The sequence below is a fragment of the Pseudomonas sp. nanlin1 genome (assembly GCF_045571515.1).
GTDB lineage: Bacteria > Pseudomonadota > Gammaproteobacteria > Pseudomonadales > Pseudomonadaceae > Aquipseudomonas.
This window is the reverse complement of the sequence record NZ_CP124218.1, coordinates 631,790-655,752: the sequence shown is the minus strand read 5'-3', so window position 1 is coordinate 655,752 and position 23,963 is coordinate 631,790. Positions and strand designations below refer to the sequence as shown.

At 59.8% G+C, this 23,963-nt stretch carries 21 protein-coding genes; 15 read left to right on the top strand and 6 right to left on the bottom strand.

The window, feature by feature from the left end; translation table 11 throughout:
* Nucleotides 1-3 precede the first annotated feature (3 nt).
* Complete coding sequence (locus tag QCL65_RS03085) at nucleotides 4-534, bottom strand: DUF5943 domain-containing protein (protein ID WP_407314772.1); 531 nt, start codon at nucleotides 532-534, stop codon at nucleotides 4-6.
* A 74-nt stretch (nucleotides 535-608) separates the two neighbouring features.
* Nucleotides 609-1,586, bottom strand: a complete 978-nt coding sequence (locus QCL65_RS03080; protein ID WP_407314769.1) for a dipeptidase — start codon at nucleotides 1,584-1,586, stop codon at nucleotides 609-611.
* Nucleotides 1,587-1,938: 352 nt separating this feature from the next.
* Here QCL65_RS03080 and QCL65_RS03075 point away from each other — a divergent pair, with 352 nt between their 5' ends.
* Both QCL65_RS03075 and QCL65_RS03070 read left to right on the top strand, forming a co-directional pair.
* On the top strand, nucleotides 1,939-2,337 hold the full coding sequence (locus QCL65_RS03075; RefSeq protein WP_407314767.1) for a lysozyme inhibitor LprI family protein: 399 nt from the start codon (nucleotides 1,939-1,941) through the stop codon (nucleotides 2,335-2,337).
* A gap of 56 nt (nucleotides 2,338-2,393) precedes the next feature.
* A complete protein-coding gene (locus QCL65_RS03070; protein ID WP_407314765.1) occupies nucleotides 2,394-2,810 on the top strand; it encodes a DUF3010 family protein in 417 nt (138 codons plus the stop codon).
* On the opposite strand, the gene QCL65_RS03065 is transcribed toward QCL65_RS03070, so the two are convergent.
* Together QCL65_RS03065 and QCL65_RS03060 are read right to left on the bottom strand one after the other, a co-directional pair.
* Nucleotides 2,774-3,070: a hypothetical protein gene (locus QCL65_RS03065; RefSeq protein WP_407314763.1), complete on the bottom strand. Its 297-nt coding sequence runs from the start codon at nucleotides 3,068-3,070 to the stop codon at nucleotides 2,774-2,776. The genes QCL65_RS03070 and QCL65_RS03065 overlap by 37 nt on opposite strands.
* A 176-nt stretch (nucleotides 3,071-3,246) precedes the next feature.
* Complete coding sequence (locus QCL65_RS03060; RefSeq protein WP_407314761.1) at nucleotides 3,247-4,413, bottom strand: MFS transporter; 1,167 nt, start codon at nucleotides 4,411-4,413, stop codon at nucleotides 3,247-3,249.
* Nucleotides 4,414-4,850: 437 nt separating this feature from the next.
* On the opposite strand from QCL65_RS03060, the gene QCL65_RS03055 reads away from it, so the two are divergent.
* The 3 genes from QCL65_RS03055 (at nucleotide 4,851) to QCL65_RS03045 (ending at nucleotide 8,531) form a co-directional block, all read left to right on the top strand.
* Complete coding sequence (locus tag QCL65_RS03055) at nucleotides 4,851-5,105, top strand: hypothetical protein (protein ID WP_407314759.1); 255 nt, start codon at nucleotides 4,851-4,853, stop codon at nucleotides 5,103-5,105.
* A gap of 270 nt (nucleotides 5,106-5,375) precedes the next feature.
* Complete coding sequence (locus QCL65_RS03050) at nucleotides 5,376-6,476, top strand: AGE family epimerase/isomerase (RefSeq protein WP_407314757.1); 1,101 nt, start codon at nucleotides 5,376-5,378, stop codon at nucleotides 6,474-6,476.
* A gap of 339 nt (nucleotides 6,477-6,815) precedes the next feature.
* Nucleotides 6,816-8,531: an ATP-binding cassette domain-containing protein gene (locus QCL65_RS03045; protein ID WP_407314755.1), complete on the top strand. Its 1,716-nt coding sequence runs from the start codon at nucleotides 6,816-6,818 to the stop codon at nucleotides 8,529-8,531.
* Here QCL65_RS03045 and QCL65_RS03040 read toward each other — a convergent pair.
* Together QCL65_RS03040 and QCL65_RS03035 are read right to left on the bottom strand one after the other, a co-directional pair.
* On the bottom strand, nucleotides 8,505-9,608 hold the full coding sequence (locus QCL65_RS03040) for a GlxA family transcriptional regulator (RefSeq protein ID WP_407314753.1): 1,104 nt from the start codon (nucleotides 9,606-9,608) through the stop codon (nucleotides 8,505-8,507). The genes QCL65_RS03045 and QCL65_RS03040 overlap by 27 nt on opposite strands.
* Nucleotides 9,609-9,950: 342 nt before the next feature.
* Entirely contained in the window at nucleotides 9,951-11,327 is a 1,377-nt protein-coding gene (locus QCL65_RS03035) for an L-serine ammonia-lyase (protein ID WP_407314751.1), read from the bottom strand.
* Nucleotides 11,328-11,706: 379 nt separating this feature from the next.
* Here QCL65_RS03035 and QCL65_RS03030 point away from each other — a divergent pair, with 379 nt between their 5' ends.
* The 10 genes from QCL65_RS03030 to mdtD all read left to right on the top strand — a co-directional run bounded on the left by QCL65_RS03030 (nucleotide 11,707) and on the right by mdtD (nucleotide 23,931).
* Nucleotides 11,707-12,654 carry a choline ABC transporter substrate-binding protein gene (locus QCL65_RS03030; protein ID WP_407314749.1) on the top strand — a complete coding sequence of 316 codons (948 nt, stop codon included), beginning with the start codon at nucleotides 11,707-11,709 and terminating at the stop codon, nucleotides 12,652-12,654.
* A 66-nt stretch (nucleotides 12,655-12,720) separates the two neighbouring features.
* A complete protein-coding gene (gene choW, locus QCL65_RS03025; protein WP_407316651.1) occupies nucleotides 12,721-13,566 on the top strand; it encodes a choline ABC transporter permease subunit in 846 nt (281 codons plus the stop codon).
* Nucleotides 13,563-14,741 (top strand): choline ABC transporter ATP-binding protein, encoded by a 1,179-nt coding sequence (gene choV / locus QCL65_RS03020; protein ID WP_407314747.1) that lies wholly within the window; start codon nucleotides 13,563-13,565, stop codon nucleotides 14,739-14,741. The genes choW and choV overlap by 4 nt, the downstream gene beginning before the upstream one ends.
* A 119-nt stretch (nucleotides 14,742-14,860) precedes the next feature.
* Nucleotides 14,861-15,454, top strand: coding sequence for a transcriptional regulator BetI (betI, locus tag QCL65_RS03015; protein WP_407314745.1), 594 nt, complete (start codon nucleotides 14,861-14,863; stop codon nucleotides 15,452-15,454).
* 51 nt (nucleotides 15,455-15,505) lie between these two features.
* A complete protein-coding gene (gene betB, locus QCL65_RS03010) occupies nucleotides 15,506-16,978 on the top strand; it encodes a betaine-aldehyde dehydrogenase (protein ID WP_407314743.1) in 1,473 nt (490 codons plus the stop codon).
* Nucleotides 16,979-17,109: 131 nt separating this feature from the next.
* Nucleotides 17,110-18,807 (top strand): choline dehydrogenase, encoded by a 1,698-nt coding sequence (gene betA, locus QCL65_RS03005; protein ID WP_407314741.1) that lies wholly within the window; start codon nucleotides 17,110-17,112, stop codon nucleotides 18,805-18,807.
* A 147-nt stretch (nucleotides 18,808-18,954) separates the two neighbouring features.
* Complete coding sequence (locus tag QCL65_RS03000; protein WP_407314739.1) at nucleotides 18,955-19,650, top strand: RraA family protein; 696 nt, start codon at nucleotides 18,955-18,957, stop codon at nucleotides 19,648-19,650.
* 56 nt (nucleotides 19,651-19,706) lie between these two features.
* Entirely contained in the window at nucleotides 19,707-21,149 is a 1,443-nt protein-coding gene (locus QCL65_RS02995) for a TldD/PmbA family protein (RefSeq protein WP_407314737.1), read from the top strand.
* Nucleotides 21,149-22,477, top strand: coding sequence for a TldD/PmbA family protein (locus QCL65_RS02990; protein WP_407314736.1), 1,329 nt, complete (start codon nucleotides 21,149-21,151; stop codon nucleotides 22,475-22,477). Before QCL65_RS02995 ends, QCL65_RS02990 begins: the two co-directional genes overlap by 1 nt.
* 29 nt (nucleotides 22,478-22,506) lie before the next feature.
* Nucleotides 22,507-23,931, top strand: a complete 1,425-nt coding sequence (mdtD, locus tag QCL65_RS02985; protein WP_407314734.1) for a multidrug transporter subunit MdtD — start codon at nucleotides 22,507-22,509, stop codon at nucleotides 23,929-23,931.
* The last annotated feature ends 32 nt before the right edge of the window (nucleotides 23,932-23,963 follow it).

The window sequence follows — 23,963 nt, the reverse complement described above, 5'->3', positions numbered from 1 at the left end:
GACTTACAACGGCTTGACGACAAACAGGCCATCGTCGTGGCCTTCTTCAGAACCGCCATAGACCTGCTCGGCCACGGTGCGGATGGAGCTGCCCTGGGCGGCGAGGATCTGGTCCATGGCCCCGGCGAACCAGCCGGTGAACATGTAGTCGACTTTGCGCCCGACCTTGCCATACACGTACACGAAGCAGGAATGCTCCAGCTTCACGCTGGCGGTGCCGGCTTGCAGGTCAATGTCCTGGATCTTGAACAGGCCCCAGCCACGCTGCGACAAACGCTTCATGTAGTGCTCGAACACCGCGACGCCTTCGAGCCCGTGGCACTCGGCTTCTTTTTCGCACCAGTGCCAGGCCGATTTGTAGCCGGCCTTGTAGAGGATCTCGGCGTAGGCATCAGCGCCCAGCACTTCTTCGATGCCCATGTGGTTGTTGACGAAAAAGTGCCGGGGCACGTACAGCATCGGCAACGCGTCGGACGTCCAGATACCGGTTTCGCTGTCGACTTCGATAGGCAATTGCGGGGCGATTTTGGCCATGGCCGGTAAACTCCAGAAAATAGTCGGCTGCCTGGGCCGGGGCCCAGGGTCGCGGGTTCAGCGTGAGGGTGGGGTCAGTTGCCCCAGACGTCGTGCAAGACGTTGACCCAGTTCTCGCCCATGATCTTGCGCACCACGCGCTCGCTATGGCCGCGCTTGAGCAGGGTCTCGGTAAGGTTGGGGAATTCACCGACTGTGCGGATGCCCAGCGGGTTGATGATCTTGCCGAAGCTGGTCAGGCGGCGGGCGTAGCCTTTGTCGTGGGTCAGCATTTCGAAGAAATCCTGGCCGTGGCCCTGGGTAAAGTCGGTGCCGATGCCAATGGCGTCTTCACCCACGATGTTCATGGTGTATTCGATGGCTTCGGCGTAGTCATCGATGGTCGAATCGATCCCCTTGGCCAAGAACGGCGCGAACATGGTCACGCCGACGAAACCGCCGTGGTCGGCAATGAATTTGAGCTCGGCATCGGACTTATTGCGCGGGTGCTCTTTGAGACCCAGGGGTAGGCAATGGGAATAGCAAACCGGCTTCTTCGATTCGAGAATGACTTCTTCGCTGGTTTTGGAGCCCACGTGGGACAGGTCGCACATGATCCCGACGCGGTTCATCTCACCGACCACTTCGCGGCCAAAACCCGACAACCCACCGTCACGCTCGTAGCAACCGGTACCGACCAGGTTCTGGGTGTTGTAGCACATCTGCACCACCCCCACGCCGAGCTGCTTGAAGATCTCGACGTAGCCCAGTTGGTCTTCGAACGCATGGGCATTCTGGAAGCCAAAAATGATGCCGGTCTTGCCTTGTTGCTTGGCCTTGCGAATGTCGTCGGTGGTGCGCACCGGAATCACCAGGTCACTGTTTTCACGGATCAGTTTCTGGCTGGCGACAATATTGTCGATGGTGCCTTTGAAGCCTTCCCACACCGACACGGTGCAGTTGGCCGCGGTCAAACCGCCCTTGCGCATGTCTTCGAACAGCTCGCGGTTCCACTTGGCAATGATCAGCCCGTCGATAACGATGCTGTCGGCGTGTAATTGGGCTGGGCTCATCAGGCGGTCCCCTTGTGATTGATTCATCCGCCGAAACGTTTGCCGGCGCTTTGGGGCCAGCATATGCCTGCGCGACAACGGGACCGGATGCAAAAACGACAGGGGAATTGTTGAAAGCGTCAACGGCCGATTAAAGAAGGCGTGGGCTTGCACGTCGTGCCCACCCGTGAGGGCTTCCCCGTGGACTTACGCGACGAGCGGTTTAGTCTGGCGAAAGCGTTCACCCGGCAGGGCCCATAGCCCTGGATATGAAATCTGACGGTTTCACGCTGCCGGTCGCTGTTCATTTGTCACAAGCTGATACAAAATCATCCAACGAGCGGTACGACTCAAGTTTTGGGGAATGGCATTCATGCGAACTGTATTAATGGCGCTGGCTTTGGTCGCCTACGGCGCCCACGCTGCAGAAGAGGGATCTACGCCCTGTGACAATGTCGAAAACGACAAGCAAAGCCTGGCCTGCTCGAAGTTCAACCGCGACACGGCGGAGACGGAGATGAAGGGGGCGCTCGATGACCTGGAAGAGCGTACGGCCAATCAGTACGCCGACCACCCCAATCAATTGGAAGAGCTGAAGGCCAAGATCAGTGCGGCGCAAGCGTTGTGGATCAAGTTGCGCGACGCGGACTGCGCGATCTATACCTTCAACGCCGACAAAAATAGCCAGAGCTACCAGACCACCCTCAACGACTGCCTGGCGCAAAAAAGTGACGAGCGCTCGGAATATCTGCAGTCCGTTGGGATGGAGTAGGTGTAATCCTGTATGTTCGCGGCAGACATTTCCTGCTTGCGAATTAAGGCACCTCTATGAATATCTGTGGCGTAGAAATCAAAGGCAGCGAAGCCATCTTCGCCCTGGCTTCACAGCAAAACGGGGCGCTGCTGCCCCTGCCGCTGAACATCAAAAAAATCGCTCTGGAGGACGATGACGACGCCTCCCACGTCAAAGCTTTCGCCCAGCAGGTCCAGGCGTTCGTCCGCGACCATGGTATCGAGCGGCTGGCCATCAAGAAGCGCAGCAAAAAGGGCGAATTCGCCGGCGGCCCTACCACCTTCAAGATCGAAGGCGTTCTGCAACTGCTGGAAGGCTGCGAGGTGACCTTACTGTCGCCACAAACCCTCAGCGCGCAGTACAAAAAACATGGGTTCGAACTGCCCAGTGCGCTGAACAAATATCAGCATGAAGCTTACAAAGCCGCTTGCGCCGCGCTGCTCAAAGGCTGAGGCATCGGCTGCGGCGCCTGCGCAGGCACCCGACAATGGAAGCTCAATGTCCTCGAATGTTTAAAGCGGGCCTCCATCCGCTCACGCGCCAGAAACACCGCCGCGGAAAGGCTATTGGCCTCCAGCGGCAACTCGGCGATCACCTGAGCATGGGGGTCGGCGAGGCGGTAATCGATCACTTGGCACTCATACTCGGCAGCGTACGCGGTACCGGTCATGGCCAGGCAAAACACAGTGGGAAAGCGCATAGCGGTCGACATTCGGGCATTCCTTTAACGGCTCGGCGGACTACACCCCGCCGTCGGTGGCGGGCTGGCGTCGAGAGTAAAGAAAAGCGCAGTGCGCGCCCACGGAGGCAGATTGCCCAGGGTGTGACTAAACGCGACATGGTGCATGTCTTTGGGGGAAGGTTTGAATTGCCCCTCCATCAGATGCCCTAGCGCCTTCCCATAAGCATAATGGCACCACCCAAAGGGAAAAAAGCCAGAACCTGCAGACTTAGCTGACGGGAGTAATGATCCGCTACGTATCCATAAACGGTGAAACCGATCGAGATCAACAGCATTTCCAAGAAAGACACGGCGGAAAGTGTTGTGGCGCGCAGGTGATTTGCCTCAATGCACGCATTGATAAATTGATGACTCGCCAGGGCTAGCCAAAGCACCAATGCGTTGCACAGAACAAACGCGGCAATCGCCATGAGCGGGCCATATAAAAATTGAAAAAACATAAAAACAGCAAAAATCAACATCAAAAAGGCCCAGCACCCCTGACTGCCAGCAGGCACTTTTCTAATCAATATCGCCACCCCTGCTGCACAAAGTATTTCAGCGAAACCCACCGCAGTGCTGGCACTGGCCAAATCAATACCCATGGACTGAAACTGAGCGCTGGCATATAGAAAGTAGGGTGTCATCGCGGCGTGCATCATTGCAAATGGGAATGCAAACGGCGCAATACGTTTCACTTCGCTGAAGAAAATGCCGACGTTTATAGTTGGCCTTTTTGCGTGGCGAGCCATTTTTTCTTTCTTCAGTATAAAAAGTATAAACAATACGCCGATGACGGGAGACACGCAGGCCACCGTATACACAGCTGGCCAGCCGCCCCAGCGAACCAATGCTCCCGCTATTATCATCGCCAAACCCAGGGAAAGACTGCCCGCGAACTGGATTACCGCGTAGACCCTCGCAAACAGAACCACGTTGCCCTCTGCCTGCAAAAACCCATACAGCAAAGCACTTAGCGAACCAGATATCAGTGAAAACGCAATTGCCTGAAGAATAAAAAACGCGCCCATCGCATAAATATTTCCTATTGCAGCGTATTGCCCAATAAGGCTGATGGACATTAAGCAGCCGCCGAGCACCAGCGCCGCCGCTCGCCCGTAAACATCCGCCACTGTACCACTGGGTAATTCGAACAAGAATAAAGACATCGAGAACACGACCTGCAGCCAACTTATCTCAGACATCCCATAGCCGTATTCTTGAAGATAGAAAACGAAAACACCCCGCTCAACTGAAAACATCACGAAGAAATTATAAATGCACAGCCTTTTGCTTGTAGCGCCTGGCAAAAGTCGCTCAGCTATACGCTTCATATTATTGACCACTGCTGGGTGAGCTATATGACCTCAAAAGGTAATCGCGCGCTCACTATGCCGATAGGTGGTATGTTCGAAGGGTAGTAATTTGACATACCCATTTTCTTTGACCAAAGCGATGCTAGAACGCACAACAAAAAAATCAAGCATTAAACCCGTAACATAATATGAAGTCCTACAGGCGCCCTCATAAAATAAACATATCTATCGCTGCGGTTTTTATATTGGCCTGCACCAATATGCCCGGCTTTCCAACCATAGACTTAGCAGCGCTTGCTACAAAGCAGCTAGCGCAACCCTACCCTGCCTCTGCCCACAACCTAAAAACGACCTCCCCATAGCTATACCGGTGCCTCCCCCCACTGAGCACTTGCCCACAGGCACTGGCCGTGTTCAAAATCCCCCAATGCCCTGCCAACAACAAGGACCGCCCCATGATGCACGCAGACTTGATCGACCAAGAAGACCTGCTCGGCCAGCTTCGCTCGCTGGGTTTCGATGTATCAGGGGCCAGTAACGCCGAGCAGGCCTGCCAATGCGCGGTGCGTGGCTTGGATGCCGGCCGGGCCAAGGCTTTGCGGGGCATGGTGGAGAAAATGCTGGGCGGCGGGGCAACGATATTGCCGGCGGTGCGCCAGGCGATCGATCAAATCGTTCTGCCTGCACTGGCCAGCTACTCGCAGCGTTGAGCCCCGGTGGAAATAGGCGTTCCTGGCCACGGCTGCGAGGTTCTGTACGTAAAGTCGCCGAGCGGCGATCAGGCAAGGCAAAAACAGGCGAGGAACGGTTGGAGTCGCATTCGACTTGACTGGTTGTCAATGAGCATTCCGATCGGAATCGCGCTCGATCGGACTCGCGCCCGAGCCTGTTTTTAACGCAGCATGGTCGACGCGCAGGCACTTTACGTACAGAACCGCTAACATGACGCGCAAAATGCCTTTAGTGACGACCTACCGCCAATGCCAGAGCTTTCCCGCCTTGCCGAGCTGATCACGGCCACTCGCGCCCACTTCATCAATACCATTGTGCCGCTTTGGCAGCACCAGGGCTGGAACCCGCAGCTGGCTTTGCCTTTCGAGGCGCTGGATGCGCAGCACCAGCCATTGCCCAGCCAACGCTACCGGGCCATGGCGTGTGCGCGGCAGCTTTATCTATTCGCCAGCCTGCCGCAAGTGCCCGGCGCCCAAGCGCACGCCGCGGCGTTGTTTCGTGCGCTGCAACGGCACTTCCACGACGCTGAACAAGGTGGCTGGTTCTATAGCATCGATAGCAACGGCCAGCCTCTGGATCGGCGTAAAGACCTCTATACCCATGCTTTTATCGTATTCGCCTGCGCCCACTACTGGGGCAGCAGCGCGGACCCTTTGGCCGAGTCTGTACTTAAAGCCGCGCTGGAGGTAATCGCCACGCGCTTCGCCACTGGCGATGGGCTTTATGAAGCCGTACTCACCCAGGACTGGCTGACATTAAAAAGTGGCCCGCTGCAAAACCCGCTGATGCACTTGGCCGAAGCCTTCCTGGCCACCTTGCAAGTACGCCAAGACCCGGCAACCCAAACCGCATTAATTGCGCTGTGCCAGGCGATGCAACGGCGTTTTGTCGATAGCAAAACGGGGTTATTGCTGGAAAAACCCCTGGGTTCGGCGGACAACTGGTTCGAGCCAGGCCATCAGTTCGAGTGGCTGTACCTGCTGGAAACCTCCGAGCTGTTGCACGGCAGCCCGCTGCACCGGTCCATGCAAATGGCCTTCAGCAAGGCCGAGGCCTGGGGTGTGCAAGAGGGCCACGTATTGTCGATGCTGAACCTGGACGGCAGCGTGCGCGACGCCACCCAACGCATCTGGGCCCAAGCGGAATACCTGCGCGCCTTGACCCTGCGGCCCGATGCGCAGCAGCGCGTAGAGCAGCAGTTGGTAACCCTGCGCGAGGGTTTCCTGCACGCTGGCGGCTGGTACGAATGCCGCGACGCCCTAGGCGACGTAAGCCGCCACGACATGCCATCGACCACGCCGTACCACTTGGCGACGTGCTACGGCAGTTTTGCGCAGTGGGTGGAGTGATACCTCTATAAGGCCGGGGTGGGGCGGTGTGCCTGCCTTGCCTCATTTCCAAAGTCATATAGGCCATTGAGAAATGGCCTTTGGACTACAGGTGAAACCCCCGCTGCGTAAGTATTTACGGCTTCGATCCTACAGACGCAAAGAATATTCTCACAGCCAAGAACAACTGATTCCCACATGTTTTTGGGAAGGTATACCCACCCCTTCTATTTGCTCCCCGGCAAGCCTAATGCTATCAATTATAAAGCTTCTGCCAAATCATTAGCCCTGACCTTTCCCTTTGGTAAATTCAATACTGACTTCCTTTGGATACAATAATTAAAAGGCACGCTCTTCACGGTGATCACCTTCCTAAAAAATGCCCTCACCCAACACAAGAAGCTCTGCGCCAGTACGCTGTTCATGGTCACCGCGCTCAAAACTTCAGCGCTGGCACCCGCGCTTATTCTAGGTGCGGTGATCGACGGTCTAGGCAGCGAAACCCTTGACAGTGCGGCCACCCTGACGCTACTGGTCACCAGCTTATTCGGCGCAGTAATACTGCAGTCCATCGTTAACCCGATTCAGACCTACTGCCTTGCACGTTTAGTTCAGCAGACGGTGAAAGAGCAGGCCATTCGCTGGTGTCATGCACTTTTGGGAAAAACGTTTGACGCCTTTAACTCGCTGAGCCTCGGGCCTTTAATTAAATCATTGGACCGTGGCATCAGCGCACATGAACAGCTATTAAGCTTTTTTGTGACAGTAGCGTTCCCACTGCTAATAGAAACCTGTCTGGTTGCCATTGTTTTTGTCTACAAGGGTGGCGTTACGCTCTTTACCGGGTTGGTGATAACCTCAGTTGTTTACTTAGGGGTTTGCCATAGGCTCATTCAATGGCGTCGCCCCCATATCGATCAGGCTAACACGGCTGAAGATGTACTAGCCGGTAAGCTGTTCAGCACATTCAACGCGGGAAAATCCATAAAGCTGGAAAACGCTATTTCTAGCGCTTGCGAACCTCTGAACCGCGCGTTCGACCACTATGCGGCGGCGGCCATCAAAGTTGCCAGTTCTGCTGCAGTGCTCAGTTCGGCGAAAATCCTTTTTATCGGGCTGTCGACAGCGGTATTACTAGCGTGGGGCGTTTCTGACCAACTGACAGGGGCACCCCAACTAACCATTGGGGAATTGGTAGCGGTCGTATCTCTGGCCGGCGGCTTCCTGGCAAATGTGTCGGGAGTAGCCGAGGCCTATAGGCTAGCTGACCAGTTTTACGCGGATAAATACCGGTTACAGCAAATGCTGGATCTCGCCGAGGTTGGTAGCGCGACGCCTTCGCCACTGCTACCCCATAGAGCGCCCCATACTTTGAGTTTGCCGGCCGGCACACTGGATGGGGGCATACTCGTGCTAACTGAAGGGCTGAGCTTCAGCAGCCATGAATCCGTCGCTATTGTAGGAGCGAGTGGTGCAGGGAAGTCCACATTGCTGGAAAGCTTGGCAGGTGTGCGCATGGCAACGGGTGCCAGTGCGCTACTCAACGGTTTAGCACTCAGCGCTCTGGGTGCAGAGCAACAGTTGGAGGCGCTGCGCTACTGCCCCCAAGCCCCTGAGTTTCTGCCTGGGCCGTTTGATCATGCAGTGTTGTATGGACGCCAGCGAAATCCAACATTAGATGCCGCGATAGATAAGCTGATGCTGGGCCATCTCAGCCAGGCGTCATGTGTGCATGACGGGGCATCGCAGCTTTCAGGAGGCGAGGCCAAACGCTTGTCCTTGCTGCGACTGATCAACCGGCCTGGGTTGTTTAACCTGTTCGACGAACCCACTGCCTCGCTGGATCGGCCATCAGCCGAATCCACCTGGGACCTGCTGTTCAGCACCTTCGCAGGACTAGGCTTGATTTGCGTGACTCACGATCTTGATGCGCTGAAACGCTTCGACCGCATCGTGCTAGTCGACCAAGGCAGAGTGGCAGCGCAGGGGACTTGGCAATGCATCAAGCCCCTACTCGAAAGCTTTGATTCGAAGCCTCTGGCCGCCCTGTTAGAGCCTCACACTGGCAAACGTTGACTCATTACGCGCCTGATTGAGCGCCGACATCGGCCCCGACAGCGGTGCCAGCACCAACGCCTGGGGAATCGGCATCATCGCCACTTGCTGGGTGGTGTTGGAGCCCACGCGCTCGTCACGGGGCGGGATGCCGAAGTATTCGCGGTAGCACTTGGAGAAGTGTGGCGTGGAAACAAAGCCGCATACCGACGCCACTTCGATGATCGACATCGGGGTTTGTTTGAGCAACTGCCGGGCGCGGATCAGGCGCAGTTTGAGGTAGTAGCGTGACGGCGAACAATGCAGGTACTTCTGGAACAGGCGCTCCAGCTGGCGCCGCGAGACGGCGACGTAGACGGCCAGTTCATCCAGGTCGATAGGCTCTTCGAGGTTGGCCTCCATCAAGGCGACGATTTCCTGCAACTTCGGCTGGTTGGTACCCAGCATGTGCTTGAGCGGGACACGCTGGTGGTCCTGCTCGTTGCGGATACGCTCGTAGACAAACATCTCCGAGATCGCCGCCGACAATTCACGGCCGTGGTCGCGGCTGATCAGGTGCAGCATCATGTCCAGCGGTGCGGTGCCGCCCGAACTGGTGAAGCGGTTGCGGTCGAGGGTAAACAGCCGGGTGCTCATGGCCACCCGCGGAAAAGCCTCCTGCATCGAGGCCAGGCACTCCCAGTGCACGCTGCAATCGAAACCGTCGAGCAGGCCGGCACATGCCAACGCCCAACTGCCGGTGCACACGGCGCCCAGGCGGCGGGACTGACGCGCTTGGCTTTGCAGCCAGGTCACGTGCTCGCGAGTGACAGTGCGCTGAATGCCGACGCCGCCGCAGACGATGACCGTGTCCAACGCCGGGGCCTGGTGCATCGCCGCGTCTGGGGTGATCTGCAAGCCATCGCTGGCCCACACCTGGCCGCCGTCGACGCTCAGGGTCGTCCAGCGGTACAACTCACGCCCAGACAACTGGTTAGCCATACGCAGCGGCTCGACAGCCGAAGCCAGGGAGATCAGGGTGAAGTTGTCCAGCAGCAGAAAGCCGATGGATTGAGGGGTGCGGGTCTGGGCCTGGGGCCCGGTGGTGAACGACGTCATCGCAGTATCTCCTCACGCAAAACGGTGGATGGCCTCAGGCAGGCTCTTGTTACCGATGTTCTATGGCCCATGTCTGAGCTGGGCGCATTGCATGGATAAATACAACGCAAATGCCATGCCTAATTTGAATAGACATTCAAAAAAGCACTAAAAACGACCCCGCAGACGAGGCTAGAGCGATGCGCTGTAGCCCGCGCCAGGCGAGACCGGCACGCGCTTTAGGATGATTTGAGCAGATCCGTAGCACTACTGAAAACGACACCCCGAGGAGTGTCACTACAAGCACAGGGAATGTGGGGTTATGCACCAACCTCGACCACGACGCAGCGCATCAGTGCGCACTCAGCATTCGATGGCGCTGACTGCCAGACCACCGCGCGAGGTTTCCTTGTATTTGTCGTGCATGTCGGCGCCGGTGTCGCGCATGGTGCGAATCACTCGATCCAGGGAAATGAAGTGCTGACCATCGCCGCGCAAAGCCATTTGCGCGGCGTTGATGGCTTTGACGGCAGCGATGGCATTACGCTCGATGCAAGGCACCTGAACCAAGCCGCCCACCGGATCGCAGGTCAGGCCCAGGTTGTGCTCCAGGCCGATCTCCGCCGCGTTTTCCAGCTGCGCAGGGGTGGCGCCGAGGATCTCTGCCAAGCCCGCCGCCGCCATGGCGCAGGCAGAGCCTACCTCGCCCTGGCAGCCGACCTCGGCCCCGGAAATGGATGCATTCTTTTTGCACAGAATGCCCACGGCGGCGGCGGCCAATAGGTAGTCCACCACATTGGCCTCACTGACTTCGTCGCTGAATTTCATGTAGTAGTGCAGCACGGCTGGAATGATCCCTGCCGCGCCATTGGTGGGTGCCGTGACCATGCGCCCACCGGCGGCGTTTTCTTCGTTGACGGCCAGGGCGAACAGGTTCACCCACTCCATCGCGCTGAGGGTCGAGCCGATCACGTTGGGTTTGTTCAACTCCAACAGGCTACGGTGCAGGCGAGCGGCGCGGCGGCGCACGTTGAGACCACCCGGCAGCACGCCCTCGTGCTTTAAACCTTGCTCGACGCAGGCCTGCATGGCCTGCCAGAGGGTCATCAGGCCGGCGCGGATTTCTGCTTCCGGGCGCCAGACCTTTTCGTTCTCCATCATCAGCTCAGCCACACGAAGGTTGTGGCGCTCGCACAGCTCGAGCAACTGCGCAGCACTGTCGAAGTCGTAAGGCAACACCGTGGTGTCGGCGTCGAGCACGCCACTGGCGGCCTGGGCCGCATCGACGACAAACCCACCGCCTACCGAATAGTAAGTGTCGCGGTGCAGCTCGCCGCCCTCGCCTTCGGCAACCAAGGTCAGGGCATTGGGGTGGTAAGGCAGGTTTTCGTCCAGCAGGCGCATGTCCCGCGCCCAGTGGAAAGGCACCTCACGCTCGCCGGCTAAATGCAGCGTGTCGGTCTCGCGCAAGGTCGCAATGTGCAAGCCAATGCTGCTGGGGTCGACCGCATCGGGCCATTCGCCCATCAACCCCATGATCACGGCGTTATCGCTGCCGTGGCCGATGCCGGTGGCGGCCAGCGACCCGTACAATTGCACTTCTACGCGTTTCACCTGTCCTAGCTCACCACGTTCACGCAAACCTTGCACGAACAAAGCGGCGGCCCGCATGGGGCCGACGGTGTGCGAACTGGATGGGCCGATACCGATCTTAAACAGGTCAAATACGCTGATTGCCATGGAATGCAGGCCTTTCGAAGGTTGCGGCGATGGGTGGCGAGCGCATCATCAGCCTTTTGTCGAAGCCACCAGAGTCTGCAACCGACTCAACCATGTTCAGCAACGCCGTGAACGTTAGCGTGCCGCTTTCGGGCCGCCGGTACGTCGCGAGAGCGGCCAGATACTCTGTAAGCGACGTCTCCGGCACTGGATACGACCCCATGTGTACTGGTTACGACGCTGCCTGTAGGCGTTGGATTTTCACTGGTCCATGATCAGCTCGACTCGACTGCAGGGCACCCGGCCAGAGCGCGTCGTGCCGCACTCCCCCGAACGCGATCCTATAAAGCGCTGCGGCCCGTCAGGGAACCCAGCCTCGAAAAACCAAGGAGTCCATTTCATGAAAGGTTCACCCTCGTTATTGTTGACCGCGTTACTGAGCTTGCCGGTGCTAGCCCAGGCCGCAGAACCCGCCAAATGCGCCACCGTCAACTTTTCCGACGTCGGCTGGACCGACATCACCGTAACCACTGCGGTCACCAGTGCAGTGCTCGAATCCTTGGGCTACAAGACCAAAACCACGATGATCTCCGTGCCGGTGACCTACAAGTCCCTGGCCGATGGCAAGAACATGGATGTCTTCCTGGGTAACTGGATGCCGACCATGGAAAACGACATCAAGGCCTACCGCGAAGCGGGCACCGTGGAAACCGTGCGCGCCAACCTGGAAAATGCCAAGTACACCCTGGCCGTACCCCAAGCGCTGTACGACAAAGGCCTGCACGATTTCGCCGACATCGCCAAGTTCAAGAAGGAACTGGGCGGCAAGATCTACGGTATCGAGCCCGGCAACGATGGCAACCGCCTGATTCAAAGCATGATCGACAAGAACGCCTTTGGCCTCAAAGACGCCGGTTTCAAAGTCGTTGAGTCGAGCGAGGCAGGCATGCTTTCCCAAGTCGACCGTGCCCAGAAGCGCAACACCGACGTGGTGTTCCTGGGTTGGGAACCGCACCCCATGAACAACCGTTTCAAGATGAAGTACCTGACCGGTGGCGACGAGTTCTTCGGCCCCAATTTTGGCCAGGCGACCATCTACACCAACACCCGCAAAGGGTACGCCCAGGAATGCAGCAACGTCGGCCAATTGCTGAAAAACCTGTCCTTCACCCTGGAGATGGAAAGCACGCTGATGGGCAACGTCCTGGACGACAAGATGAAGCCTGACGCTGCCGCCAAAGCCTGGCTGAAGAAAAACCCGCAGGTGCTCGACACCTGGCTCGCCGGTGTCACCACCGTTGATGGCAAACCAGGCCTGGACGCCGCCAAGGCCAAGCTGTCGCAATAATCGCCTTGGGGCAGGTACACCTGCCCCAACCGGCACTTATTCCCTTGCACGCGGACGTTCATGACCATGCTGACCGATCATAAAATCCCCCTCGGCGAATACATCGCAGCCTTCGTCGACTGGCTGACCGAACACGGCGCCAGCACCTTCGACGCCATTGCGGTGACCCTGGAAGGCCTGATTCACGGCTTCACCTTCGCCCTGACCTGGTTCAACCCGCTGGCGCTGATCGTGCTGATCGCGGCCCTGGCGCATTTTATCCAACGTAAATGGGGGCTGACGGTGTTTGTCGTACTGTCGTTCCTGCTGATTCTCAACCTGGGTTACTGGCAAGAAACCATGGAAACCCTGGCCCAAGTGTTGTTCGCCACCCTCGTTTGCGTGGTGATTGGCGTGCCGCTGGGCATCGTTGCCGCGCACAAGCCCATGTTCTACACGGCCATGCGGCCAGTGCTCGATTTGATGCAAACCGTACCGACCTTCGTTTACCTGATCCCCACCCTGACCCTGTTTGGCCTTGGCGTCGTACCTGGGCTTATCTCCACGGTGGTATTCGCCATTGCCGCGCCCATCCGCCTGACCTACTTGGGGATTCGCGACGTGCCAGAAGAACTGATGGATGCCGGTAAGGCCTTCGGTTGCTCGCGCAGCCAGTTGCTCTCGCGCATCGAACTGCCCCATGCCATGCCAAGCATCGCGGCGGGGATCACCCAATGCATCATGCTGTCACTGTCGATGGTGGTGATCGCCGCCCTGGTGGGCGCCGACGGCCTGGGCAAACCCGTGGTCAACGCACTGAACACCGCCGATATCGCCTTGGGCTTCGAAGCCGGCCTGGCGATCGTTCTGCTGGCGATCATGCTCGACCGTATCTGCAAACAACCGGAAGCGAAAAAGGGGACTGACGCATGAGCATCATTCGCTTCGAAGACGTTGACGTGGTGTTCTCCAAGAGCCCACAAGAAGCCCTTGGCCTGCTGGACGAGGGCATGACCCGCGACCAGATCCTGAAAAAAACCGGCCAGGTGGTGGGTGTAGAAAAAGCCAGCCTGGACATCAACAAAGGTGAGATCTGCGTATTGATGGGCCTGTCCGGCTCGGGCAAGTCGAGCCTGCTGCGCTGTATCAACGGCCTCAATACCGTCAGCCGCGGCAAGCTGTTCATCGAACATGAAGGCGCGCAGATCGACGTCGCCTCGTGCACCCCGGCCGAACTGAAGATGATGCGCACCAAACGCATCGCCATGGTGTTTCAGAAATTCGCCCTGATGCCCTGGCTGACCGTGCGCGAGAACATCAGCTTCGGCCTGGAAATGCAGGGTCGGCCCGAGAAAGAGCGGCGCAAGCTGGTGGATGAAAAGCTTCAACTGGTGGGGCTGACCCAATGGCGCAACAAGAAGCCCCATGAGCTGTCTGGCGGCATGCAGCAACGCGTGGGCCTGGCCCGGGCGCTGGCCATGGACGCCGACATTTTGCTGATGGATGAGCCGTTCTCGGCACTGGACCCGCTGATTCGCCAAGGCCTGCAGGACGAACTGTTGGAACTGCAACGCAAGCTGAACAAAACCATTGTGTTCGTCAGCCATGACCTCGACGAAGCCCTGAAGCTGGGCACGCGCATCGCGATCATGAAAGACGGCCGGATCGTCCAGTACAGCAAGCCCGAAGAGATCGTGCTCAACCCTGCGGACGATTACGTGCGCACCTTCGTGGCCCACACCAACCCGCTCAACGTGCTATGCGGGCGTAGCCTGATGCGCACACTGGACAACTGCAAACGGGTCAATGGCTCGGTCTGCCTAGACCCCGGCGACGACTCATGGCTCGACCTGGCCGCCGGCGACACCTTGCAAAGCGCTCGCCAGGGCGCTGCCGCCCTACCGGTGCAACAGTGGGCGCCCGGCCAACCGGTCGAGGCGTTGGACCGCAACCCCACCTTGGTGGGCGCCGACATCAGCATGCGCGATGCCTTGCAGATCCGTTACCACACCGGCAAAAAACTGGTGCTGCAGGACAACAATCAGGTGGTAGGAATCCTGGGGGATACCGAACTCTACCACGCGCTACTGGGCAAAAACCTAGGCTAAAAGCCAGCAATCTCGAGGGGCCGACGCACATGCAGTCGGCCCCTCTTTTTTTATTGATTGAACGATCAATCAAAATAAAATAGACTGTTACACATTCGCAGGCCGAGGAGAGCCCACCGATGCCCAAAGTCGGCATGCAACCTATACGCCGCCAACAGCTGATTGAAGCCACCCTGACCGCCATCGATCAGGTCGGCATGGCAGACGCCAGCATTGCATTGATTGCCCGGCTCGCTGGGGTGTCCAACGGCATCATCAGCCACTACTTCCGGGACAAAAACGGCTTGATCGCGGCCACCATGCGCTACCTGATGAACGTGTTGATCGACAACGTAGCCGCACGCCGCCGAGCTTTGCTCGAAGACACTCCCCGCGCTCACTTACAAGTGATCATCGCGGGCAACTTCGACGCCAGCCAAGTCAACGGCCCTGCCATGAAAACCTGGCTGGCCTTCTGGGCCGCCAGCATGCATCAGCCATCGCTGCACCGGCTGCAAAAGATCAACGATCATCGGCTGTACTCGAACCTGTGTTGCCAGTTCCGCCGAGTATTGCCGTTGCCCGAGGCCCGCAGTGCAGCCCGCGGCCTGGCGGCACTGATCGACGGTTTATGGCTACGCGGCGCACTGTCGGGCGATGCCTTCGACACCGAACAAGCGCAAGCCATTGCCCACGAATACATGGACGCGCAACTGGCGAAACAACAGCGCTGAGGCTCAGGTCTCGCCGTTGTCACCCACTTCAACCGTATATGCGAGGACCCTATGGCCCGTTTCGAACTGCAAAAACTCTATATCGACGGCGGTTACGTCGATGCCTCCAGCGATGCGACTTTCGAATCCATCAATCCGGCGACCGGTGAAGTCCTCGCTCATATCCAACGTGCTACCCAAGCCGACGTCGAGCGCGCCGTGGTGAGTGCCGAAAAAGGCCAGAAAGTCTGGGCGGCAATGACCGCCGTAGAGCGCTCGCGAATTCTGCGCCGCGCGGTCGACATCCTGCGCGAGCGCAACGATGAACTGGCGCACCTGGAAACCCTGGACACCGGCAAGGCCCTTTCGGAAACCCGCTTCGTCGACATCGTCACCGGTGCCGACGTGCTGGAATACTATGCCGGGCTGGTGCCTTCGATCGAAGGCGAGCAGATTCCCCTGCGCGACTCGTCGTTTATCTACACTCGCCGCGAGCCACTGGGCGTCACCGCAGGCATCGGCGCCTGGAACTACCCGATCCAGATCGCCCTGTGGAAGTCTGCCCCGGCCCTGGCTGCCGGCAACGCAATGATTTTCAAGCCCAGTGAAGTGACGTCCCTGACCACCTTGAAGCTGGCCGAAATCTATACCGAAGCTGGCTTGCCCGATGGCGTATTCAACGTTGTGACCGGCACAGGCAGCGAAGTGGGCGCCTGGCTGACCGAACACCCGCGCATCGAGAAGATTTCCTTCACTGGCGGCGTCAGCACCGGTAAGAAAGTCATGGCCAGTGCCTCCAGCTCTTCCCTCAAAGAAGTCACCATGGAGCTGGGTGGCAAGTCCCCCTTGATCATCTTTGACGATGCCGACCTAGACAAGGCCGCCGACATCGCCATGATGGCCAACTTCTACAGCTCCGGCCAAGTCTGCACCAACGGCACCCGGGTGTTCGTGCCCAACGCCTTGAAGGCCGAGCTGGAAGCCAAGATTCTCGAACGCGTCCAGCGCATCCGCATCGGCGACCCGGAAGATGAAAACACCAATTTCGGCCCTCTGGTGAGCTTCGCCCACATGGAAAACGTCTTGGGCTACATTGCCAAGGGCAAGGCCGAAGGCGCCCGCGTCCTGTGCGGCGGCGAACGTCTGAGCGAGGGTGCGCTGGGCCAAGGCGCTTTCGTGGCACCGACGGTGTTCACCGACTGCACCGACCAGATGACCATCGTGCGTGAAGAAATCTTTGGCCCGGTCATGAGCATCCTCGGCTACGACAGCGAAGAAGAAGTGGTGCGCCGCGCCAACGACACCGAAATGGGCTTGGCAGCTGGCATCGTTACCCGCGACCTGAGCCGCGCTCACCGGGTGATCCATCAGCTCGAAGCAGGCATCTGCTGGATCAACGCCTGGGGCGAATCCGACGCCAAGATGCCGGTCGGTGGCTACAAGCAGTCCGGCGTCGGCCGCGAGAACGGTATCAGCTCGCTGGCTCAGTACACGCGCATCAAATCCGTGCAGGTGGAACTGGGCGACTACGCCTCGGTGTTCTAGGGGCCGCTGCTTGTGCTTGCAAGCAGCCGGGGCGAGCGACCTGCTGAACCTCGGCTCGCCCGCCGCCTCTACTGACCGTCTACCCGCTTAAAGCTTTCAGCTCCTTGCTCGAAGCTGCCCCAGGAGGGCCCATGTCTAAAGAATTCGATTACATCATTATCGGTGCCGGCTCGGCCGGCAACACCCTGGCCACACGCCTGACCGAAGACCCTAACGTGACCGTATTGCTGCTCGAAGCCGGTGGCCCGGACTATCGCGTCGACTTCCGCACGCAAATGCCAGCTGCCCTGGCGTTTCCGCTGCAAGGTCGGCGCTATAACTGGGCCTACGAAACCGAGCCCGAGCCCTACATGAACAACCGTCGCATGGAGTGCGGGCGCGGCAAGGGCCTGGGTGGCTCGTCGTTGATCAACGGCATGTGCTACATCCGTGGTAACGCCATGGACTACGACAACTGGGCCAAGCAACCGGGCCTGGAAGACTGGACCTACCATGACTGCCTGCCGTATTTCCGCAAGGCAGAAACCCGTGATATCGGCCCCAACGACTACCATGGCGGCGAAGGCCCGGTAAGCGTGGCCACACCTAAAGCGGGTAACAATCCGCTGTTCAAGGCCATGGTCGAAGCCGGGGTGCAAGCGGGTTACCCGCGTACCGACGACCTCAATGGCTACCAGCAAGAAGGCTTCGGCCCCATGGACCGCACCGTGACCAAGAATGGCCGCCGTGCCAGCACCGCTCGCGGTTACCTGGACCAGGCCAAAGCTCGCCAGACCCTGACCATCGTTACCCACGCCCTGACCGACAAAGTGGTGTTCGAGGGTAAGCGTGCCGTGGGTGTGCAGTACATGGTGGGCGACAGTGACGCCCGCGTCGAAGCCCGTGCCCGCAAAGAAGTCTTGGTGTGCAGCGGCGCTATCGCCTCGCCGTTGGTGCTGCAACGCTCGGGCGTTGGCCCCAAAGAGCTCCTGCAAAGCTTGGACATCCCCCTGGTACACGACCTGCCAGGCGTTGGCCAGAACCTGCAAGACCACTTGGAGATGTACCTGCAATACGCTTGCACCCAACCGGTCTCGCTGTACCCCTCGTTGCTCTGGTGGAACCAGCCCGCCATTGGTGCCGAATGGCTGTTCAACGGCACCGGCATCGGCGCCAGCAACCAGTTCGAAGCCGGCGGTTTCATTCGCTCGCGGCCCGATTTCGAATGGCCGAATATCCAGTACCACTTCCTGCCGGTGGCGATCAATTACAACGGCACTAAGGGTGTGAAAGAGCACGGCTTCCAGGCGCACGTGGGCTCCATGCGCTCGCCGAGCCGTGGCCGCGTCCAGGTGAAATCCAAGGACCCACGGGAATACCCAAGCATCCTGTTCAATTACATGTCCAGCGAGCAAGACTGGCAGGAGTTTCGCGACGGCATCCGCCTGACCCGCGAGATCATGCAGCAGCCTGCGCTAGACGCTTACCGTGGCCGCGAAATCAGCCCCGGCGCGGATGTGCAAACAGACGAGCAACTGGACCAGTTCATTCGCGAACACGCCGAGACGGCGTATCACCCGTCCTGCACGTGCAAAATGGGCACCGACGCAATGGCCGTGGTCGACGGCGAAGGCCGGGTGCATGGCCTGCAGGGCATTCGCGTGGTGGATGCTTCGATCATGCCGATCATCACCACCGGCAACCTGAATGCGCCGACGATCATGATCGCCGAAAAAATCGCCGACAAGATCCGTGGGCGTCAGGCACTGCCGCGCAGTACGGCTGATTATTATGTGGCCGGTGACGCGCCGGTACGTGGCAAGCCGTTGCGTGAGGTGGCTGGGGCCTGAAGATCGAAAGATCGGGGCCAAGGCCCCTCCTACACCCCCGATCTTTTGCCCTGCCCACCCAAGCTTGCCCCTCCCCCCATCACAGGCCTAAGCTTAAGCTCCGCATTATCGATACGCTGGCGCTAGCTGGCCAAGAGGCTTTTACCCATGTTTGATGTTGTCTCTTCGAGCAAATGGCCCACCGGCTACTTGATCAACCCCAACGTAGAACCCCTGGACCCAAAGTGGCTGAAGGAATTCAGCAAGATCCCTGCGGCCGCTGTCAGCGACTGCCTCGGGCGTAACGTCGGCGGCCTCGGCCTGCGCCCCTTCCACGGCAGCGCGCCGATGCTCGGCAGCGCCCTGACCGTGCGGGTTCGCCCAGGCGACAACCTGATGATCCTCAAAGCCATGCAAATGGCCCGCCCCGGCGACGTACTGGTCATCGACGGCAGCGCCGACCTGACCCGCGCGGTATTTGGCGGCATCATGCGTGCCATGGCGTTGAAGGCCGGTATCGTTGGTGTCGTCATTAACGGCGCCTTGCGCGACCTCGACGAATGGCAAACCGGCGAGCTGCCGGCCTACGCCATCGGCGGCGTGCACCGTGGCCCAAGCACTGACGGCGGCGGCGAGATCAACGTACCGATTTCCTGCGCAGGCATGCTGGTCATGCCCGGTGACTTGATGATCGGCGACGGTGACGGTGTAGTCGCTGCGGCCCGCGCCGAGTTGCCCGAACTGTTGGTGCGCTGCAACGACTTGCTGGCCCGCGAAAAGGCCACGCTGGCCGCTATCGAGGCCGGCACGCTAGACCCCGACCGTTTCGACGCGATCCTGCGCAGCAAAGGTTGCCCGCTTTAAGCAGCCTTAACACCGTTGACTACTGCTCTGAACAACCCTCGCCATGAGAGGCCCCGATGTTCGACGCCACCGCCACACTGCAGCAGCGCTTTGCGGCGCTGCGTACCCAGGCGCAGTTCCATTCCCTGCGCCATGTGCGCCAGGCCAGCCAGCACCTGGCGGTGCGCAAGAACATCGCCGAACCGCCTGCCTTGAGCCACGACGAAGGCGTCATGCTGACAGTCCGGCTCAATGGCGTAGAGGCTTACGCGGCCACCGGCGACCTCTCCCAGGCAGGCCTGCAACGCGCCCTCGAACACGCAGAGGCGCTAGCCCGAGCGGCCTCGGGGCACGCACTGCTCGACCTTAGCGAGCACACGGTCGCCGAGGCCCGCTTTGACTACCTGTCCCCGCAGTTGGAGACACCCTTCCCCGCTCTGGGGGAGTGCTACCAATTACTCCACGGCGAATCTGCCGCAGTGCCCCGCGATGGGCGCCTGGTGAATTGGCAAGTCAGCCTGGGGGTCAGCACGGTCGAGCAAATCTACTTGAACAGTGCCGGTGCGCAAATCCGCCAGGCCCAGCGCTTTGTCTTCCCTGGCCTTAGCGTCACCGCCTACGACGGCAACGACAGCCAGACCCGCAGTTTGGGCCGGGAGAACTTCGGCCAGCAGGGCGGCGCCGATGTCATCAGCCGCTGCGGCATTGTCGGCGCTGGCGCGCACGTGGCCGATCAGGCGCTGCAGTTGCTGCTGGCGCCGAACACCCCGACCGGCACCTACGACCTGCTCCTGACCCCCGACCAGATGATGCTGCAGATCCACGAATCCATCGGCCACCCCTTGGAGCTGGACCGCATCCTCGGTGACGAGCGCAATTACGCCGGCACCAGCTTCGTCAAGGCTAGCGACTTCGGTCACTTGCAATATGGCTCGAAGCTGCTGAACATCACGTTCGATCCTGAGATCCGCGAAGAACTGGCCAGCTATGCCTACGACGACGATGGCAGCCCGGCGCACAAAGCCTTTCTGATCCGCGACGGCCTCTTGCTACGCCCCTTGGGCGGCGCCCTCTCGCAGCAGCGCAGTGGGCTCGCCGGGGTCGCCAACAGCCGTGCCTGTAGCTGGAACCGGGCGCCCATCGACCGCATGGCTAACCTGAATATCGAGCCTGGCGACCAGCCAATGGCCCAGTTGATCGCAGGGATCGAGCGCGGGGTGCTGATGTCGACCAATCGCTCGTGGTCCATTGACGATGCCCGCAACAAATTCCAGTTCGGCTGCGAGTGGGGCCAATTGATTGAGGATGGGGAGCTCAAAGGCGTGGTGAAGAATCCGAATTATCGCGGTATTTCTGCGCAGTTCTGGAGCAACCTGAGTGCAGTGGGCGACGCCAGTACCTTCCAGGTATTGGGCACGCCCAATTGCGGCAAGGGCGAACCCAACCAGGTGGTGCGCGTGGGCCATGCATCGCCGGCCTGTGTGTTCAGCCAGATCGATGTGTTCGGGGGGCAAGCCTAATGCAAAGCCCTGCCGAGCACTTTCAACAACTGGCCCAGTGGTTGCGCGAGCACGTCCAGGCGCCGGAACGTTTTACCTTCAGCTACAACGCCGAGGCTTCCGACTTTATCCGTTTCAACCATGGCAAGGTGCGCCAAGCCGGCCACGTACAACAGACCAAGGTCTATTTGAAACTGGTCGACGGCGGCCGCCAGGCTGACTTGGAATTGACCCTCGCCGAAGACCTCGACAGCGACCTGCAGCGCCTGGGCGACGGCTTGCAGCAACTCAGGCAAACCCTGCCGTTATTGCCGCTTGACCCCTACTTGCAGCTCAACGACGCCGCCTGGCACAGCCAGACCGAGCAAGCCACGCCACTGCCGCCGGCCCAGGCGGTGATCGAACAGATCGGCGCGGCCGCGCAGGGTCTGGACCTGGTCGGCATCTACGCCGCCGGGCCGATCTGCCGAGGTTTTGCCAGTTCCGAGGGCGCGCTCGGCTGGCACCAGGCCAATAGCTTCAATTTCGACTGGAGCCTTTTTCACGCCAACGGCCAGGCCGTCAAAGCCAACTATGCCGGCCAAGCCTGGCAGGCCAGCGACTTCCTGCAACGCTTGCAACAGTCCCGTGAACAGCTCGACCATCTGGCGCGCCCACTGAAAACCCTTGCCCCCGGCCAGTACCGCGCTTACCTGGCGCCCGCTGCTTTGGATGAGATCATCGGCATGCTGTGCTGGGGCGGTTTCTCTGCCCGCGCCCTGGCCAATAAAGACAGCCCCCTGCAGCGCCTGTACAGCGGCAGCAGCTTGCTCAGCCCGCTATTGAGCGTGAGCGAACAGGTCAGCGACTCACTGAGCCCGCGCTTTTCCTATGAGGGTTTTCCCCGCAGCGACGTCAGCCTGATCGCCCGTGGCGCCGCCAGCGGGCGCTTGGTGGACTCGCGCAGCGCCGCCGAGTATGGCCTTGAAGGTAACGGCGCCGACGGCGGCGAGTCGCCTAGCGCCCTGCAAGTCGGCCCCGGCCATTTGCCCCAGGCCGAGGTGCTGGCGCAGTTGGGCACCGGCCTATACATCAGCAACCTGTGGTATCTCAACTATTCGGACCTGTCGGCGGCGCGCCTGACCGGGCTCACACGGTTTGCCACTTTTTGGGTGGAGGACGGTCAGATCGTTGCGCCGGTCAGCACCATGCGTTTCGACGACAGCGTGTACGACTTGCTGGGCAGCCAGTTGCAAGCGCTGACCGCAGAGCGCGAACTTATCTTGTCCACCAGCACCTACGGCGAACGCAAGACCAGTTCGACCCTGCTACCCGGCGCCTTGGTCAACAGCCTGACCTTGACCCTGTAACGGCCGCCCTCACCGACAGAAGAGCGACGATGCCCATCCCCGCACTCGATGCACGCACTGCCCGCTGGTTACCCTGGGTCATCGCGATTGCCTTTTTCATGCAATCGCTGGACGGCACCATTCTGAACACGGCACTCCCGGCCATGGCCCAAGATCTGGCGGAAAACCCCTTGCGCATGCAGTCGGTGATCGTCGCCTACATGCTCACGGTGGCCCTGCTGATTCCCGCGTCAGGGTGGATCGCCGACCGCTTCGGCACCCAACGGGTGTTTTTCACCGCCATTGCTTTGTTCACCGCCGGCTCACTGCTGTGCGCGTTGTCCTGGTCACTGAACATGCTGATCGCCGCGCGCATCGTCCAGGGCCTGGGCGGGGCCTTGATGCTACCGGTCGGGCGCCTGGTGGTGCTGCGCGCTTACCCGCGTACCGAGTTGGTACGCATCCTCGGTTTCATCACCGTGCCGGGGTTACTCGGCCCTCTGCTAGGCCCCACCCTGGGTGGCTGGATGGTGGAGTACATGACCTGGCATTGGATCTTCCTGCTTAACCTGCCGGTGGGCATCCTGGGCTGCTATGCCGTTAACAAGGTTGTCCCCGACCTGCGCGGCGCCAGCCAGACCCGCTTCGACGGGGTGGGCTTTGTGCTGTTCGGTGCGGCGATGGTGCTGATCACCATCGCCATGGAAGGCCTGGGCGAATTGAACCTGCCGCACATGCGCGTAATGTTGCTGCTGTTCATCGGTATGGCCTGCCTGGCGGCCTACTGGCTGCGCGCCGGCGGGATCGACAATCCACTGTTCGCCCCATCGCTGTTTCGCACCCGGACCTTCGCCGTGGGCATCCTCGGCAACCTGTTCGCCCGCCTCGGCAGCGGCGCCCTGCCCTTTCTCGTGCCGTTGCTGCTGCAGGTCGCGCTGGGTTACTCACCTTCGCTGGCAGGGATGAGCATGATCCCCCTGGCCGCCTCGGCGATGGTAGCCAAATCACTGGCCCGGCCGCTGATCGAGCGGGTGGGTTATCGCAACCTGCTGACCGCCAATACCTTGCTGCTGGGGGTGCTGCTGGCCAGCTTGGGCCTGGTCTCGGCCGCGACGCCCTATTGGTTGCTGCTGGTGCAATTGGGCCTGTTGGGCGCGGTCAACTCGCTGCAGTTCACCGCGATGAACACGGTGACCCTGATCGACCTCGACGATGCCAGTGCCAGCAGTGGTAACAGCCTGCTGTCGGTGGTCGCGCAGTTGTCCTTGAGCTTGGGCGTAGCCTGCGCCGGCGCCCTGCTGAGCGGCTTTACCAGCGCGATCGATAAAGGCGGCGAGAGCACCGTACTGGGGGCGTTTCAGTTGACCTTCTTGAGCATCGGCATCATGGCCATGCTGGCGGCGGCGATCTTCATGCAACTGCCCCGCCATGCCTCACGGCGTGCACCTCGTCTGGAACCCGAGGAGCAAACGTAGGGGCAAACGCCGCAGGGCTGGTACACTGCGCG

What these genes read in the sequence shown, in the direction of transcription:
- QCL65_RS03085 (WP_407314772.1), bottom strand. Translation starts at nt 534, where the DNA reads ATGGCCAAAATCGCCCCGCAATTGCCTATCGAAGTCGACAGCGAAACC.
- QCL65_RS03080 (WP_407314769.1), bottom strand. Translation starts at nt 1,586, where the DNA reads ATGAGCCCAGCCCAATTACACGCCGACAGCATCGTTATCGACGGGCTG.
- QCL65_RS03075 (WP_407314767.1), top strand. Translation starts at nt 1,939, where the DNA reads ATGCGAACTGTATTAATGGCGCTGGCTTTGGTCGCCTACGGCGCCCAC.
- QCL65_RS03070 (WP_407314765.1), top strand. Translation starts at nt 2,394, where the DNA reads ATGAATATCTGTGGCGTAGAAATCAAAGGCAGCGAAGCCATCTTCGCC.
- QCL65_RS03065 (WP_407314763.1), bottom strand. Translation starts at nt 3,070, where the DNA reads ATGTCGACCGCTATGCGCTTTCCCACTGTGTTTTGCCTGGCCATGACC.
- QCL65_RS03060 (WP_407314761.1), bottom strand. Translation starts at nt 4,413, where the DNA reads ATGAAGCGTATAGCTGAGCGACTTTTGCCAGGCGCTACAAGCAAAAGG.
- QCL65_RS03055 (WP_407314759.1), top strand. Translation starts at nt 4,851, where the DNA reads ATGATGCACGCAGACTTGATCGACCAAGAAGACCTGCTCGGCCAGCTT.
- QCL65_RS03050 (WP_407314757.1), top strand. Translation starts at nt 5,376, where the DNA reads ATGCCAGAGCTTTCCCGCCTTGCCGAGCTGATCACGGCCACTCGCGCC.
- QCL65_RS03040 (WP_407314753.1), bottom strand. Translation starts at nt 9,608, where the DNA reads ATGACGTCGTTCACCACCGGGCCCCAGGCCCAGACCCGCACCCCTCAA.
- QCL65_RS03035 (WP_407314751.1), bottom strand. Translation starts at nt 11,327, where the DNA reads ATGGCAATCAGCGTATTTGACCTGTTTAAGATCGGTATCGGCCCATCC.
- QCL65_RS03030 (WP_407314749.1), top strand. Translation starts at nt 11,707, where the DNA reads ATGAAAGGTTCACCCTCGTTATTGTTGACCGCGTTACTGAGCTTGCCG.
- choW (WP_407316651.1), top strand. Translation starts at nt 12,721, where the DNA reads ATGCTGACCGATCATAAAATCCCCCTCGGCGAATACATCGCAGCCTTC.
- choV (WP_407314747.1), top strand. Translation starts at nt 13,563, where the DNA reads ATGAGCATCATTCGCTTCGAAGACGTTGACGTGGTGTTCTCCAAGAGC.
- betI (WP_407314745.1), top strand. Translation starts at nt 14,861, where the DNA reads ATGCCCAAAGTCGGCATGCAACCTATACGCCGCCAACAGCTGATTGAA.
- betB (WP_407314743.1), top strand. Translation starts at nt 15,506, where the DNA reads ATGGCCCGTTTCGAACTGCAAAAACTCTATATCGACGGCGGTTACGTC.
- betA (WP_407314741.1), top strand. Translation starts at nt 17,110, where the DNA reads ATGTCTAAAGAATTCGATTACATCATTATCGGTGCCGGCTCGGCCGGC.
- QCL65_RS03000 (WP_407314739.1), top strand. Translation starts at nt 18,955, where the DNA reads ATGTTTGATGTTGTCTCTTCGAGCAAATGGCCCACCGGCTACTTGATC.
- QCL65_RS02995 (WP_407314737.1), top strand. Translation starts at nt 19,707, where the DNA reads ATGTTCGACGCCACCGCCACACTGCAGCAGCGCTTTGCGGCGCTGCGT.
- QCL65_RS02990 (WP_407314736.1), top strand. Translation starts at nt 21,149, where the DNA reads ATGCAAAGCCCTGCCGAGCACTTTCAACAACTGGCCCAGTGGTTGCGC.
- mdtD (WP_407314734.1), top strand. Translation starts at nt 22,507, where the DNA reads ATGCCCATCCCCGCACTCGATGCACGCACTGCCCGCTGGTTACCCTGG.